This window comes from Bradyrhizobium sp. 44 (genome assembly GCF_023073095.1).
Classification (GTDB): Bacteria; Pseudomonadota; Alphaproteobacteria; order Rhizobiales; family Xanthobacteraceae; genus Bradyrhizobium.
The window spans coordinates 358,437-373,453 of record NZ_JADPIY010000029.1 but is presented as its reverse complement, the minus strand read 5'-3'; the positions used below and the strand labels follow the sequence as shown (position 1 = coordinate 373,453).

Genomic DNA, 15,017 nt, shown 5'->3' with positions numbered 1-15,017 from the left:
ATGATCGTCGATGGCGACCTGCAAGAACCAGCTTTGGGCTGACAAAGGCATTAACATAAGGACGGGTCCAAGATTGTCTTGAATTGTGTCGCACATCCATGCTTTTACTGATCGCAGAACGCTCAAAGAGCTTGACACTATTGGCGAAAATGATAGCTGCCGCGATTTTCCATTGATCCAAATCCGCGCCGGTCTAAGGACTTCCGATGAATATTTCTGGCCTCGTATGTCCCATCACCAAGCGGCCGCTGACGGCGCTCAGCGGTGATCATTTGGCGGTCGCCGATGGCACGATTTCCTATCCCGTAAAGGACGACATCCCGATCCTGCTTGGACCCGAGGCCGTCACCGAACAAGCGCCGTGGCCACGTAATCTCAGGGCGCCCCAGTATGACGAAGCCTATAAGGAGATGGAATTCTACAACTTGGCTGGGTACGAACACGCCAAGCAAATTCGAGAAACCGGATCCCTCGACACCAGCGACTCGGCGGCGCTTCGCCATCTAGGCTCGATCGCCAAACTTTCTGAAGCAGAGCGAGGACCATTCCCGGACTCCGACCTGTGGTACTGCGAAACGATCGATGTCGCTGCAGAACGTGACTGTTATCGTCACATTGGATCGGTCAGAGGAAAGCGCGTCATCCAGATCGGCGGCAAGGGCTCGGTTGCCGTCCTGCTTCTGCTGGCCGGCGCCGCTGAATCAATTCTCCTTACGCCCATGCACGGTGAGGCGAGCGTCGCCAACGCGTTGGCAAGCCTGCTCGGACTTGAGGACCGGCTTCGCTGCATCGTCGGCATTGCCGAGGAAATTCCGATTGAAGACTCGTATCTGGATGTGTGTTACGTCGGCGGCTGCGTGCACCACATGCGCACCGAGATCGCGTTTTTGGAGATCGCGAGAATTCTGAAACCGGGCGGCAAGTTCGCCGCTATCGAACCCTGGCGAGCTCCCGGCTATACTTGGGGAACAAAAATATTCGGAAAGCGCGAGCCAAACGCTTATTGTTCGCCGCTCGACAAAGCCCGCGTATCCCCGATTTACAGCGCTTTCAGCAATGCTGAATGTATTCAACACGGAACTTTGACGCGCTATCCTTCCATTGTGGCCCAAAAAGCGGGTATCGTGCTTTCAGTTCCGCAGGCCACTTGGGTCGCCGATATCGACGACGCGATATGCAATTGCATCCCGTTTGCCAGGAAGCTCGGCAGCGGCGTCGCCTTGCTCGCCACGAAGTAGCGGACGCTCCTCACCGAGCATATCATCAAGACAATCTACTTTAGACCAGCGCTCCGTCACGCCGACACAGGTCCCCCGGCTTGCTTTAAAAGCCAGGGCTCACCAGCACCATCCCATTCGTCAGGCCTGGCTAAGCGCCAGAAATCGGCTGTTAGTGGGGAATCGCGTCCACTAACTTGTCGCGAACCGGTTTGTGCATCAGCGTGCTTGCGAGCATAGCGACTGCCGACAGCCATAGCGCGCACTCCGTCAGGAAATGTCCAATTCCCGCTCCAGGCAGCAAATAGCGAATCGCCTCGCCGATACCGAATCCACCCGAGACGACCGTTACCATCATCACGATCAGGAGCAAGGTGTGTCGTACCGGGCGTGTCAAGGTTTCGTGCACAATGACGATAAAAAGAACGCCAACTTGGGCAATTAGATCGCTCGACACTAGGGCAATTGCCGCTCCCAAAGGTCCGAGACGCGGGATCAGCAGGAACGACAGAAACAGAAATATCGCTAGTTGCAGAGACTTGGTCCAAAGCAGCAAGGTCCCGCGGTTGCTGTAGTTGGCGTAGCTGAGGGCCAAAATGGACGGCGCTCCGGCACACATGCCCAAAAGCAGGATGAACGCAAGAGTCGCATCGAAAGGAATGGCGCCATGGGTCCAGATTTCAAAAAAGTCCGGCCAAAACACCAGCGCGCCCGATGTGGTGGCGCTCGCAAATAGGGTAACGAGGATTGATCCCCTGGCATAGAGCCGTTGCAGGCTGTCTCGCGCGCCAATGGCATGATCGTGTCCGAGTTCGGCCGCCAGCGACAACGTCATCTGATGACAAATGCCTCTTAGCAAGCCGACGATTGTGCGCGTCAGTCCCCACTGGGCAATAGCAATGCGATCCGTGACGAAGGCGCCAATCAACAAGACGGAAACATAGGTAAGTCCGATTTCGGCAAAATTCATCACTGCAAAAGGGAAGGAACCAACGAGCTGTCCAACCGTCCAGCGCAAGGAGATCCGACGACGAATATCTCTGATAAATGGGAATTGCCGGTGTAGATCGATGAAGAGGATGTATATCATCGTCAAAATTTGACCCACAACATATGCTGTGACCACAACCAACAGGCTGCTGGTTGCGACTATCCCAACAAGCTGGCCGAGCTGTCCGAGCGCGGTGCCCCACGCCTGAACCATCACTATTCGTCCATAGAGCCCGCGCGCGCGGTATAGCGAGCCGGCCAAATTCGTCGGCAGTGTCAAAATCTGACCTAAGGTCATCACCGCAAAGGCAAGATCGAAATTCGGCTCTTGAGAAAATCCAAGCACGCTCGAAGGCGCAACCAGTTGAACCACCGTCAGGAGCAAAACCGCCATCAGCGCGGTGAACCAGACGAAAAGCCGAAATATGGCACCGTAATATCGCCTGGTCCGACGGTCGCAATCAATCCGCGATTTGAATGAAAGAAAACGGTTCACTGACCAAGCATGCAAGCCGGCATCAGCGGCAACTACGAGACTACCCGCGGCAAAAATTATCAGCCAGGCGGATAAGGTATCGCTTGTCCAGTATTTCAAAAATATCGGAATGAGAACGATTTGCTGCGTCAGGGCGAGCAACACCTGCACGACGCTGGCTGACCATCCCCCAAAAATACGACGCGCGCGGCTCGAGGTCAGGAGCGTCACATGTCCTCACAGAAATTGTAGCAGACCATCTGCCCGGCATTGCTCGGCCAACTACGAGCAAATCTCGATCGCAGTCTTCATGCAATGAGGCATGCGCCCAAGCGCGCGCCACTGGCGTCCATACGATCTGTCGTAATCGACAAAGGCCTTGAACTCGTGGCTCATCGAGTAAAAGTCATCAAAGATGATGATCGTACCAGGCTGAAAATATCTATCCAGCATCGTTAGCACGTACAGCGTCGCCGAATAAAGATCGCAGTCGACATTGATGACCAGCCTGTTCTGCAGTTTTACCCTCTCCAGAAAACCAAGCAGCGTTTTCTGAAACAACCCCTTCACGAACGAAACCCGTGGATCGTCAATGCGGGGCGTCGCGCCATCCGTCGAAAATGTCCCCTTGGGATGCCCTTCTTCCCAATCCTCCGGTAGGCCTTCAAACGTATCGAAACCCACAAAACGACTTTCCGTTGCCTTATTGAGCTTTCGCCATGCGTCAATGGCATCGCCCTTCCAGACCCCGAATTCGAGGTAGTCGATCGGATCGTTGCCGGCGATCGAAGCAAGATGCTTGTAAAGGTCGAGCCTGACGCCGAACTCCGGGCAGTTCGAGAACCGCTCCCGGCGGACGGCAACAAACACGGCATTGTCGTTTATGCTCTCGGAGAAAGGGACGCCCTTCGGAAAAAGGCGTCCGACTAGATCACGTTTGCTAGACATATGTCCTCACGGCCGATACGTAAGACTAAGCCTTATTGTGCGAAGCGGTGGCAGGCAAGAGGCCCTCGATTCCAGCGCCATGATCTCATAGATTCGAAGGATGCCCGCGAAAGCACAATTTTACCATCCAAAGGCCGCCACGGCGAAATTGTTTGCACGTTCAGCCTCATGCGACTTGACCCCGCGCGACCATCCGGTCCCGCTGGCGGGCTATGCTTTGCGCAAGGCGCCGGTCTCGGAAGTCCTCGACCCGATCGAAATGTCAGCGGTGCTGCTGGAATGCTCGGAGGGACGCTGCCTGCTCTTCAGCTTCGATCTCATGATCGTCGGCTCAGAACTTCAAAATATGATCCTCATGAAGCTCGAACGAATGGGATTTAGGGCCGACGAAGTCATGCTGCTGGCGTCGCACACCCATAATGCTCCCGCTACCGACCGGGCTTGCGAGCGTCTGGGAACGCCGGACTTCGCATTCGTGAACAGCGTCGCCGAAGCGGCGGAAACTCTGCTGCGCCAAATTCAACAAGAAGAACCTTCAGAAGTAAGTCTGAGCGTCTCTCAGGGACAGCTGAACCACTCCATCAACCGACGGCGCTATTGGCCGTTTCCGACCATTGGACGAATGCATGGCTTCCAGCTAACGAGCGTCGCTTTCTCGCCAAACCCTTCAGGTCCCAAGGACGAGTGGGCGACCGTTATCCTTTTGCGGAGGGCCGACGACCAGCGGGTGCTCAGCGCGATCTGGCACTACACCTGCCATCCGACCGCTGTTATGCCGGACAATGTCATCAGTGCAGACTATCCGGGCGCGGTGCGCCAGGCGCTACGCGAGCGCTTTGGCGATATTCCATGCCTGTTTATACAAGGGTTTTGCGGCAATATCAGACCGAATATCCAAGCTTCCCGGCAAAAGATCGGTTTACGCGAGCGCTTTCGCAAACTGATCCGCGTGGTCGCGTTCGGCAATTTATTTCCGACCCTATCGGTCGGAGACTGGATGCGCTGGAGCCGCGGCCTGGCGGCCTGCGTGGGCGACATCGCAAAAGGCAATCCCGTCAAAACGTTTTCCCCCACACGCCTTCAGACTGGATCAGCCCGAATTCCGCTCGGCGACTTCTTCAAGGGCTCCTTTCCCGACAAGATGCTGGTGGCCCAGGTCATCAGAATTGGTCAGGAACTGGAGATTGTGGCGTTGTCCGCGGAGCCAAGCGTCGAATGGGAACGGATTCTGGATGAGGCGGTGCCGCCCCGATCCGGGCTGATACGCCTTTATTCAGGATACCTGGGCGCGTTATTCGGCTATCTTCCCACAACAACACAGGTTCCGGAAGGTGGCTACGAAGTCGAGGGATTCCAGCCATTCTTCGGCTTGTCGGGTCGTTTTGAGCCCGGCCAGATCGGGCCCGCCGTTGCCGGGTGCATAAGAAACGCGTTTGAGGATTTGGAGCACCCAAAGCAGCGCTTGGTAGAACCCCCCTCGCCAGCGCATTGAGGGACTGCAGGGCCATGATGACTGACGAGCAGCTTGCCAGCCGAAGCTTCAGCCTGAACGATCAGATCGCATTCGCCCGGCTCTCGTGGGATTGGAATCCGATGCATCTGGATGAAGCCTTCGCGCGGCGTACCCAGGTGGGTACGCCCGTGGTGCATGGGATTCACAATCTCGCATGGGCGGCAGATGCCGTGCTATTTCGCTTTCCCTTCAAGGTTGCCAACATCCGCGCCCGGTTTCTCCAGCCGCTGTACCTCAACGAGCTTGCATCGGTCCGAATTCGCGATCGCAGCGACCGGCAGGTAGAATTTGAGGTCGTCGCCGCAAATACGGTGGTGGCGCTGATCAGGCTTTCATCCGAACCCGGAAAGGCGTTGGCCCGAAGCACACTATTGGCGCCGTCCGTGCCAGCGCAGATTTCACAGCCTGCCGATCTCCGCTTCGACGAGCTCGCCGATCAGACCGGCACGGTAGCGACCGGGGATGGCGACGTCCAATCGCCATTCCCCGCGCTTTCGGAAACGATTGGCATTGCGGCCGTCAAGGCGCTGCTTGCGACTTCTCAAATTGTGGGGATGGCGTGCCCGGGACTGCACTCGCTGTTCTCCGGGCTCAATGTGAATTGCGCTCTGGACACCGAGCGGGATGGCGCGCTCGCCTATGCGGTCAAGAAGGTCGACGCCCGGTTTCGATCACTGCAAATTGACGTTTCGGGCTCGGGCATCGCAGGGCGGCTGGATGCCTTTGCCCGGCCGACGCCGCCGTCCCAGTCAAGCATGACCGAGATATCGTTGCACGTCGCAGGAAGCCCGTTCGCCGGACAGAGATCACTCATTGTCGGCGGCTCGCGCGGCCTTGGCGAAGTGACGGCGAAGATCGTCGCTGCCGGCGGTGGACGCCCTCTCATTACTTACAGGGATGGCCAACATGAGGCCGAGCGGGTCTCAGCCGAGATTCTCGGCGCCGGAGGCCATTGCGAGATACTGCGTTACGATGCGCTGATGCCGGCGAGCGAACAACTACAGCAGCTGGGCGCGGTCGATTCCTGCTACTACTTCGCGACGGCGAAAATATTTCAGCGCAAATCCGCACTCTACGAGCCGGACAAGCTGCGCACCTTCATGCGTTTTTATGCCGACGGCTTCTTCGATCTGTGCACCGCGCTGGTTCATGACGGGCCGGCGAAGCTCGCCCTGTTCTACCCGTCAACCGTGGCGATCGACGAAGGCGTCAGGACTACAGCGGAATATGCGATGGCGAAGATGGCCGGAGAAATCCTCGCGAAATACCTGAATGAATTCACGAGCAATATTCACATCATCTCCCGCCGCTTGCCCCGCATCCTGACCGATCAAACCGCGACCGTTGGTGTCGCCAGCGCCGACAACGCATTGGACGTGATGCTCCCCATTGTATATGAGGTGCAGCGCACGGCGCGGCCTGAGCCGGCACCGCGCGGCTGAGGTCTTCCGGCCCGAAGCGTCATCATGCTCCCGAAACACGGCGCCTTAACCAACTATTGTGCTTACAAACATGTCTCGCACCGTCCGCAGCTCCGTCAGACGAGTTGCCCAGAAGCTCATAGGCCGGAGCGACGTACGTGGTTTCCTGCGCCAACAAAAATTGTGGCTTTCGAAGAAAATTTACCAGCGCCCCGTTTCGATCGCCAAACTGCGACAACAATTGGTCGATCTGGGGGTGACGCCCGGAAGGACCCTCTGGGTCCATTCCTCATGGAACGAATTTTACAACGTTGCCCTACGCCCCAGCGACATAATTGATTTGATGCGTGACCTGCTCGGCCCGGGCGGAACGCTTGCCATGCCCGCGTTTCCGATGGATCACAATCCCGACACGGTCTTTCTGGTCGACAGGGCGCCGGTCTATACTGGCCTGCTATGCGAAGTCTTTCGTCGCTCTCCCGACATACGCAGAAGCATACACCTGTCTTCATCTGTGTGCGCGGTCGGCCCCAACGCTGATTTTCTAGTGCGGGATCATCATCTCACCTTAATGCCCTGGGGGAAGGAGAGCCCGTTCTGCCGGCTGGCGGAGCTGGATGGGCGCATCCTCGGAATCGGCGCCGGTTTCAACTTCTTAACTCACTTGCACACCGCGGAATGCCTGCTGTACGACGAGGTCCCGTTCTTCCGCAGCGTGTTCGACGGCACGATCAAATACCGCTGGAAAAGAGCTAATGGCGAGACCGGCGAACACGAATACATGCGGCGGATCGGCGACATCCGGCCGCAACGGCTGCGGCGCCATTTTGGCCGGGATATCTGCGTCGAGGCGAAAATATCAAATTTGAGGATATTTGCCGCTGATGCTAAACCCTTTATTGAGCGCACGGTCGCCCTTGGTCGCAAGGGCATTACGATGTATATCGAGCCCGTTCCGAGGCTGGAACTTTTTATCACTTCGAAGGGACCTGCGACCTAATGGTGAACGTGTCTGAAGGACTGACTTCGTCGGAAACCATACTAGCCAGGGTTCAGGACGTATTCCGCGCCGAGCTCGACGATGAGGGTCTGGTGATCGGACCCGAAACCAGCCAGAAGAACCTTAAGGCTTGGGACAGCCTGGCGCACATCCGGCTGGTGAGCGGCATCGAGAGCGAGTTCGACATTCAATTCAACCTCACCGAAATCGAACAGATCAATTCGGTCGGCCATTTTGTCCAGCTAATCGAGGAACGCTCGCGGTGAGTTCCTCCCCGGTCTTGACGAACCGGGCGACGAGATTGCCCCTGCAGGCCCTGCCGTGGCTCCCGCGCCCTTCCGGCAGGATGCGCGAGCGGCTCGCATTACTGCCGGCCGAGCCTTTGCCAGCGCTGCAGTTCCTGCAGTCGCTGGCGCAGGCAGCCTGGGGCGAGGCCGATCTCCGCGTTCTCGGCCGGAAAATCGCGACCATTCTGAAGTCGGCCCCCGCCGCCAGCCTCACTGCCGAGGCCCGGAAACACGGCTTCGTGCCAGTCCGGATCCTGATTCTTTCCGCCAGCACCGTCTCGCATATGTCCGACGCCCTGATCGGCACCGCGATCCGGTTCAAATTTCTACTCGAGGTCTCGATCGCGGAATATGAGGAGCCGGAGCCGTGGCTCGACAGGAACAGCAGCGAGCTGGAAAAAAGTCCGCCGGATTTTGTCCTGGTTGCCTCCGACAATCGCATGCTGAAGCTCGCATCTCGGCTCGGCGACGAAGCCACGGCAGCGCAGACCGTCGAAGCGGCGGTCGGTCGGATCGCACGAATTGCCGAAGTCGCCCAGGCTGCCACCGCCCGTCCCGTCATCTTGCAGACGCTCGCCGGCGATCCCGATGCCATTCAGTTCAACATGGATCTCGGCCTGCCGGGCAGCCCCCGTTATCTCGCCGGCGAATTCAACCGTTGCCTGGCGCTCAAAGCGCGGCAGGACTCCCGGCTGCTGCTTGACGTCAATGCGTTGGCCGGACTGGTCGGACAGTCAGCATGGTCCGCCGGACGCTACTGGTATGCCGCGAAATACCCGTTTGCGACCGCCATGATCCCCCTCTACGCGGACAACGTCATGCGAATACTAGCCGCGCAGGTGGGACGATCGCGCCGGGTCCTGGTTCTCGACCTCGACAACACCATGTGGGGCGGCATCGTCGGCGACGACGGCGTCGAGGGTCTCGCGCTGGGCAATGGCAGCGCGCTGGGCGAAGCCCATTCGGCGCTACAGCAGATGGCGCTTTCGCTGAAGGGGCGCGGAATCATCCTGTGTGTTTCCTCGAAAAACGACGAAGCCATCGCGCTCGATGCGTTCCGCAACCATCCCGAAATGATCTTGAAGGAGGACGACATAGTCGCGTTCCGGGTCAACTGGGAAGATAAGGCCGCCAATATCAAGGCAATAGCGGAGGCGATCGACCTCGGCCTCGATTCCTTCGTCTTCCTCGATGACAACCCCGCCGAACGCAAACGCGTCCGCGATGCCCTGCCCGCGGTCGCCGTTCCCGAATTGCCTGAGGATCCCAGCGACTGGCTGCCGGTGTTTCAGGCTGCGGGATATTTCGAGCAAACCGGTTTTTCCAAGGAAGACCAGCTGCGCGCAGACTTTTACAAGGCCAATGCGCTACGCGCGGCCCAACTCGAACGGATCGGAAATCACGACGATTACCTGCGCTCGCTCGGAATGACGCTGTCGATCGCCCCATTTGACAACGCCGGCCGCAAGCGGATAGCCCAACTCATCTCGAAATCAAATCAATTCAACCTGACGACTCGTCGCTATAGCGAAGCAGAAATCGCTGCGTTGCAAACGAGCCCCGACGCTTTCACGATGCAGGCGCGCCTAGAAGATATTTTCGGCGACAACGGAATGATTTCAGTCGTGATTTGCCGGCAAGCTGGCCAGCGTTGGGAGGTCGATACCTGGATCATGTCCTGCCGCGTGCTAGGCCGACGCGTCGAGGAAGCTATTCTTGAACACATTGTCAAAAAGGCCCGTTTGGCGGGAATAAGAGAAATCATCGGACGCTACATACCGACCGCCAGAAATGGCGTAGTTCGTGATCATTTCAGCAAGCTCGGATTCGTCCAAACTGACTCTCAAGATGGCCAAACGACTTGGCGGCTTGCCATAAGCGATCACTGCGAAAGAAATTTACCGATCCGCGCGGACGACAAAGCAGACGGCTCCTATGCAATATCAAAAAAACAACCCGAGTAACATTTCAGCGATCGTGGCCCTCATGCAAAAACTGCGATGATCAAAACCGTAATCGAAGCAAGCCCAGAACCGAAATGAAGAAAGTCCCGAAGTTGTCCAGACGCCAGGATCTGTGCGGAGTCCGATAGCTGATTTTGCAGACCGTGTCTTGGATCTGCTATTGATGTTGGCTTGGATGGGTTCAAGGCGACGCAGCTTTTTTTTGCATCAAGTTGGGTTTGCGATCAGCTCGCCGCCTATGCTCGGTAAGGTAGAACAATTGGCGGATCGGCATGGACGAAATAGTTGAAGAGGCTTTTTCTGCTGTTCAAGAAAGTCGGCGCCGCGCGCCGGGGCGGGAATGGCCCTCCATCGCAAGTCCCGGCATTGCGATAACTTCACTGGGGGTTCTTGCTTTCATTTTTCTCGTCGAGATCAGTTTCTTTTTGCGCATCACCGGCGAGCTGAGAGACCTGATTTTCTATGTGATATGCAGCCTTTTCCTAGCCCCGATATGCGCGATTCTTCGGGTCTTCATTTCGCGGCTTGGAAAGGGTGCTGCGGTTGAAGCAACCCACATTTGGATAGCGATCATGGCACTCTCGCTACTTGCCGTATTACCGCTGTTCGTTCGTGTCCTTGGCGGAGACGAACCTCTGCTCTTCAAGACCGGCCGGTCACTGATCGCCGCGACATGCAGCGCTGCCATTCTGACTGTCATTCTGAACTTTACTCAGCGCCCTCTGATGCCTGCGTTTGAACAACTACGATCAACGCCAGTGATGGTCGGCGCGTTCTTTTGCGCTCTTTGGGCGTTCCTGTTTTCCCTGTTTTGGATTGAACCGCGAGCCCCTTTCTCGAATCCGATCACACATTTTTTTTCAGCGTTTTTGAAGCCGACCTCCGGGCAGGTTCTGGTTTTGCTCTTTGCCGCCCTCACTATTTTTTCACTAGCAGCTTTGGCGAAATTCGAAACCCGGATGCGTGACGGGGCAACCCGCCACTTCCAACCGATTTATCGCATCGGTCTTGGTTTTGCGATCGGCTTGACATGGCTATGCTACTTCGACTTCTCCCTTCCCGCCGACGCACTTCACAACATGACCAACATTGGTCCAGCTCTCCACCTTCGATTTGGGGGAGTCCTGATGGTCGATACCTTCTCGCAATATGGGCCAGGGCCTGTGCTGGTGACGCTTCTGGGTCTGACACTCGGACCGACCACGGTCGCGATGGGAAATATCGTGGTCCAGATCCAAAGCCTACTTTTCTACAGCCTCTGGATGGTCTGTCTGTACCGCATGTCGACGCTGAAACTTCCATCATTGTTGATCGGCTTCCTGGCGATCGGCTTTTTGATGGCGGGATGGGGCCAAGGCGAAGGTAACATCAACTTCGCACCCTCGATCCTCGGCCCTCGATATCTTCCGATTCTGTCGATGGTGCTTGCGATCTCACTTTTGCATCCTCCGGCTCGTCATTCAACTTTGACAGCGGTCAGCACCATGATCGCCGGTCTGTGGAGCGCCGAGGCGCTCATAGGATCACTAGGTATCCACCTCGCCTTTTTAGGAATGCTGGGGCTGCGGGACCGCGCAATCTTTCGCATTCTGTCCGATGGTATTTTGGCATGTCTTCCGGTGTTGGGCGCCATCGCCACGCTGTCATTGCTCACCCTCATTCAGGCCGGAAAGCTTCCCAACTATCATGTTTATCTGGATTTTATGTCGGTTTACGGCATGCTTTCGCCGCTATGGTCGCTGCCTGCCAATCCACTGTTTCTTGGCTGGAGCGCCATACTGCTTGTAATATTCTTGGTACTGGCCGATGGATGGCTGCGGATTTTTGATCACTCCCAACAGGTAACAGAACTCAGCCCCGCAGCGCTTTACTACCAATTTTTGCCAATGGCGCTGCTCACCATTCTCATGTCGGCATATTTTGTCGGACGCTCGGTGGAGTATGTGATTATTATCGCCCTTCTGCCTTTCATTGCGCTCATTGTACCCGGACTTCTCAGAACAGGGACTATACTTGCTCAAAGCAAACATCCAGCCTCGCTACTGGTGTTCACGCTTCCGGTTCTCGTCGGCCTGTGGGCGCTATCATTCACCTTTCTCACACTGACGCGTCAGGGATCCACCTATTCTCTGCTGATTCAGGAATGTCGCGATTATGGTCGCTGCACCCCTTCAACACTGGTCGCGGGACTTAAGGAGAAGCTCCGTGTACGACCGGTTCTCGACCAAGTCAGCGCCCAATGGAGCAGATATTACTTCGATAGTAGCGGAACCGTTCGGGAGGCCGTCGATGCGATGCAACACCTTGCGGCGGACAAGCCGACTGTAAGCGTATTTCTCGGGTCGGTCTTGCCCACTCCATTGGTGGGTTCGATTCGCGACAACATCGCAAGTGACATGGCGCTGCTGTACGCGGGGAAATGGCATCGGTGGCCGAGATCTTATGGATTTTCGGACGATCTTATTCCCGCGCTGGTCGATCAGATCGTATCCACCCCAATCCGACTAAATGAAGGGGAGATCGTCATCGTTCGACGCGACGAAACGACGTTCGGAGAGATCGAAAGACGTGTTCTGCGCAAAATCCGCGCTGAGACGACCTTGTGCCTCCTGCCGGCGCAGTGGAAGGAAATCGCCGTCTATCGCGTCGGCGGCGATGCCGGATGTCCGGCTCAATAAGAGGCGGTAAGCTCAAATGCAACGCTTCGAAATAGACCGCAGCAAGCGGAAATCCACTGCCGCATCACTCGCCGCTTTTGCGCCTCAGATTTCAACGGCAGCTATCGGTATCATTGGCTTTCTCTATGGCCTCGCGCTGATTTCCCTCTCGAACTTGTCGCCAAAAACAAGGGACTCCGCCCTGTTCGTCTTCGGAATTGCAGCGCTTCCGCTCCTTACGGTATTGGTTCAGCGATGTATTGCAAATCGGATCAAAGCTAAACAATCGCGTCGCGATATCGAAGCGATTAACATTTGGGTTGCTACGTCTGCGCTCATCGGGCTGACGTTGATTGCCGTTCTTACGCGGGTTCTCGACTTAGGCGGTGAAGGGTGGACACGGGCGGCAAGAATTCTCCTGTTTTCAATGATAGCGGGCCATGTCACGGCGCTCTTGCTTTTTGCTTTGCACCTGAAGGCCTCCCGGCCGCCTCTCCCGCTTCTTGCCGAATCTCCAATCACCGTTACAGCTTCAATTGTATCGTACGCGATCGCAGCGACTATCCTGTTCAGGGTCGATCCAACGCTGCCGTATTTTTCGCCATTCATAAGAATTTTCGTTGATCCGCCCTTCGGCGGTTCGGCGAAAATTGGTGCCGCGGTGGGATTTGCCGTAACTATTGTCGGCGCAGCTTGCGCAGCCCACATCATCGAGAGCGCACTGCTGCGCAAAAGGTCCGCGCTCCTGCGCACCGTGCAGATTGCAGCACTTTGTCTCGCGATCACGCTGACGTTCATCGCCTATTTTGACTTTTCGCTGAACCTCGACCCGATTCATTACCTCACCATCGCAGGCCCCGCTGCGCACGTCATTCATGGCGGAACTCCCATGGTAGACGCATTCTCGCAATACGGGCCGGGCCCGGTGTTGATCGCAGTCTTCGCGTTGCTCGCCGGCCCACGGACTCTTGCAACGGTACAAGTCGCCGCTCAACTCTCAAATCTCGCGTTCTACGCCATTTGGCTGGTCTGCCTATTTAGAATGACGCGGTGGAAGGCGACCGCCTCTTTACTCGGCTTCGCTAGTATCACAGTCCTGCTGGCTTGCTGGGATTATGGCAACGGCAATATCAACGTTGCACCCTCAGTTCTTGGGCTTCGGCATCTTCTGACACTATGCATGGTGCTAGCGATATCTTGTCTGCGACCGCCCGCACGAATGTCGATCTTTACGAGCCTTTGTACTGCCTTGGCTGGCCTCTGGAGCGTCGAGTGTCTCATTGGAACGCTGGGAATTCACCTCTCAAGCATTGCAATGATCAATCTTCAAACGCGCACGTATAGGCGTTTTTTTACAGACGCAGCATTGGCTGGGTCACCCATGCTCCTATCGATCGCCGTCCTTCTGACAACGACACTTTATCGATCAGGATCGTTGCCGGACTATCGGACGTACCTGGCGTTTCTTGCAGCTTACAATCCGATCTCAGACTTTTGGTCGCATGCCGCGGACTCTCAATTTCTCGCCTGGATCACGATCCTTTTGTCGGTATTCCTCGTTCTTTGCGAAGGCTGGCGCCACGTGTTCAGTACGCAGACTCTTGGGCCGCACCTCTCTGCGGCCGGATTTAATTATAAATTCCTGCCGATGTCAGCGATGACAGCGCTCACCGCTGCATATTACGTATTTAGGTCGTACGATTATACTTTGTTAATGGCGTTTCTCCCATTTTCGGCGTTGGCCATACCGGGCATCTTGGGCGCCACGAACCGTCTAGCGAGAGCGCCGGCTTCGGCCAAGCTCCTTTGCGTCATTCCGATTTTTATCTCCGTATCGACGCTGACGTTCTGTTGGCTGGCGCTCTCGCGAAGTGACGCACCTTATACTTTCTTGCTTCAGGAATGCCGCGATCGCGGAAGCTGTACAGTCTCTGCGCTTTTCCATGATCTTAAGAATGCCGCCAACCGTCGTGTGCTCATGGAGCGAACTGGCAATTTCCTGAGCGATCGCTACGGAGATAATCCCAAAACTTCGCAATTCGTTCCAGACACTGTGAAGCTGATCCAGCGGGAATCGGCGAGCTCGAACGTCACCGTCCTACTCGGTGAAACTGTTGCGAGCGAACTTTCGCTGCTGTACACTGATCGATGGCAGCGCTGGCCGATCTCCTTCGCCTATACGGACGCACTGGTTCCAGCCTTGGCGGAGCGGATCATTGCGGCGCCGGTTGCGCTAAAGCCCGGCGACATGGTCATAGTCCGACGTGACCCTGAAGCGCTGCAAGTGATTGAGGCGGGCATTCTCCAGCGCATCCATAGGGATTATGATCTTTGCCCAATAGCGGATGCTCAGCTCTCAGTAGATGGATATCGTGTTACCGCGAAGGGCTCGCCGTGTCCGCACTAGCATGAAGAGTTCACGCTCAGCGTCTGGGGGGAGTGCGCGGCAGTAGCTCACGTCACAGAATACCATCCTTGTACTGAATTGCGCCTCCAATTAACTATTATCGCGCCCCTTACCTAAATTGGCATTGGTTACCGCCGA

10 protein-coding genes are annotated in these 15,017 nt (G+C 56.4%); 8 read left to right on the top strand and 2 right to left on the bottom strand.

Annotated features, from left to right (window positions below):
- Positions 1-206: 206 nt before the first annotated feature.
- Positions 207-1,238, top strand: a complete 1,032-nt coding sequence (locus tag IVB41_RS27510) for a methyltransferase domain-containing protein (protein WP_247437115.1) — start codon at positions 207-209, stop codon at positions 1,236-1,238.
- A gap of 151 nt (positions 1,239-1,389) precedes the next feature.
- Here the strand turns inward: IVB41_RS27510 and IVB41_RS27505 are convergent, their stop codons facing one another.
- Entirely contained in the window at positions 1,390-2,913 is a 1,524-nt protein-coding gene (locus tag IVB41_RS27505; RefSeq protein WP_247437113.1) for a lipopolysaccharide biosynthesis protein, read from the bottom strand.
- Positions 2,914-2,964: 51 nt separating this feature from the next.
- The gene (locus IVB41_RS27500; protein WP_247437111.1) at positions 2,965-3,552 is read right to left on the bottom strand and encodes a TylF/MycF family methyltransferase; all 588 of its coding nucleotides are present in this window, start codon (positions 3,550-3,552) and stop codon (positions 2,965-2,967) included.
- Positions 3,553-3,730: 178 nt separating this feature from the next.
- On the opposite strand from IVB41_RS27500, the gene IVB41_RS27495 reads away from it, so the two are divergent.
- The 7 genes from IVB41_RS27495 to IVB41_RS27465 all read left to right on the top strand — a co-directional run bounded on the left by IVB41_RS27495 (position 3,731) and on the right by IVB41_RS27465 (position 14,879).
- Positions 3,731-5,122, top strand: a complete 1,392-nt coding sequence (locus IVB41_RS27495) for a hypothetical protein (protein ID WP_247437110.1) — start codon at positions 3,731-3,733, stop codon at positions 5,120-5,122.
- Between the two features lie 14 nt (positions 5,123-5,136).
- Entirely contained in the window at positions 5,137-6,585 is a 1,449-nt protein-coding gene (locus IVB41_RS27490; protein WP_247437102.1) for a MaoC/PaaZ C-terminal domain-containing protein, read from the top strand.
- A 70-nt stretch (positions 6,586-6,655) separates the two neighbouring features.
- On the top strand, positions 6,656-7,564 hold the full coding sequence (locus IVB41_RS27485) for an AAC(3) family N-acetyltransferase (RefSeq protein WP_247437100.1): 909 nt from the start codon (positions 6,656-6,658) through the stop codon (positions 7,562-7,564).
- Positions 7,564-7,830, top strand: coding sequence for an acyl carrier protein (locus IVB41_RS27480; RefSeq protein ID WP_247437098.1), 267 nt, complete (start codon positions 7,564-7,566; stop codon positions 7,828-7,830). The genes IVB41_RS27485 and IVB41_RS27480 overlap by 1 nt, the downstream gene beginning before the upstream one ends.
- A gap of 35 nt (positions 7,831-7,865) precedes the next feature.
- The gene (locus tag IVB41_RS27475; protein WP_247437096.1) at positions 7,866-9,815 is read left to right on the top strand and encodes an HAD family hydrolase; all 1,950 of its coding nucleotides are present in this window, start codon (positions 7,866-7,868) and stop codon (positions 9,813-9,815) included.
- Between the two features lie 272 nt (positions 9,816-10,087).
- The gene (locus IVB41_RS27470) at positions 10,088-12,493 is read left to right on the top strand and encodes a hypothetical protein (RefSeq protein ID WP_247437094.1); all 2,406 of its coding nucleotides are present in this window, start codon (positions 10,088-10,090) and stop codon (positions 12,491-12,493) included.
- Between the two features lie 16 nt (positions 12,494-12,509).
- Positions 12,510-14,879, top strand: coding sequence for a hypothetical protein (locus IVB41_RS27465; protein WP_247437092.1), 2,370 nt, complete (start codon positions 12,510-12,512; stop codon positions 14,877-14,879).
- Positions 14,880-15,017 lie beyond the last annotated feature (138 nt).

Bases quoted from the DNA above. Each gene is read 5' to 3' on its own strand.
- IVB41_RS27510 (WP_247437115.1), top strand. From the start codon at position 207: ATGAATATTTCTGGCCTCGTATGTCCCATCACCAAGCGGCCGCTGACG.
- IVB41_RS27495 (WP_247437110.1), top strand. From the start codon at position 3,731: ATGCCCGCGAAAGCACAATTTTACCATCCAAAGGCCGCCACGGCGAAA.
- IVB41_RS27490 (WP_247437102.1), top strand. From the start codon at position 5,137: ATGATGACTGACGAGCAGCTTGCCAGCCGAAGCTTCAGCCTGAACGAT.
- IVB41_RS27485 (WP_247437100.1), top strand. From the start codon at position 6,656: ATGTCTCGCACCGTCCGCAGCTCCGTCAGACGAGTTGCCCAGAAGCTC.
- IVB41_RS27480 (WP_247437098.1), top strand. From the start codon at position 7,564: ATGGTGAACGTGTCTGAAGGACTGACTTCGTCGGAAACCATACTAGCC.
- IVB41_RS27470 (WP_247437094.1), top strand. From the start codon at position 10,088: ATGGACGAAATAGTTGAAGAGGCTTTTTCTGCTGTTCAAGAAAGTCGG.
- IVB41_RS27465 (WP_247437092.1), top strand. From the start codon at position 12,510: ATGCAACGCTTCGAAATAGACCGCAGCAAGCGGAAATCCACTGCCGCA.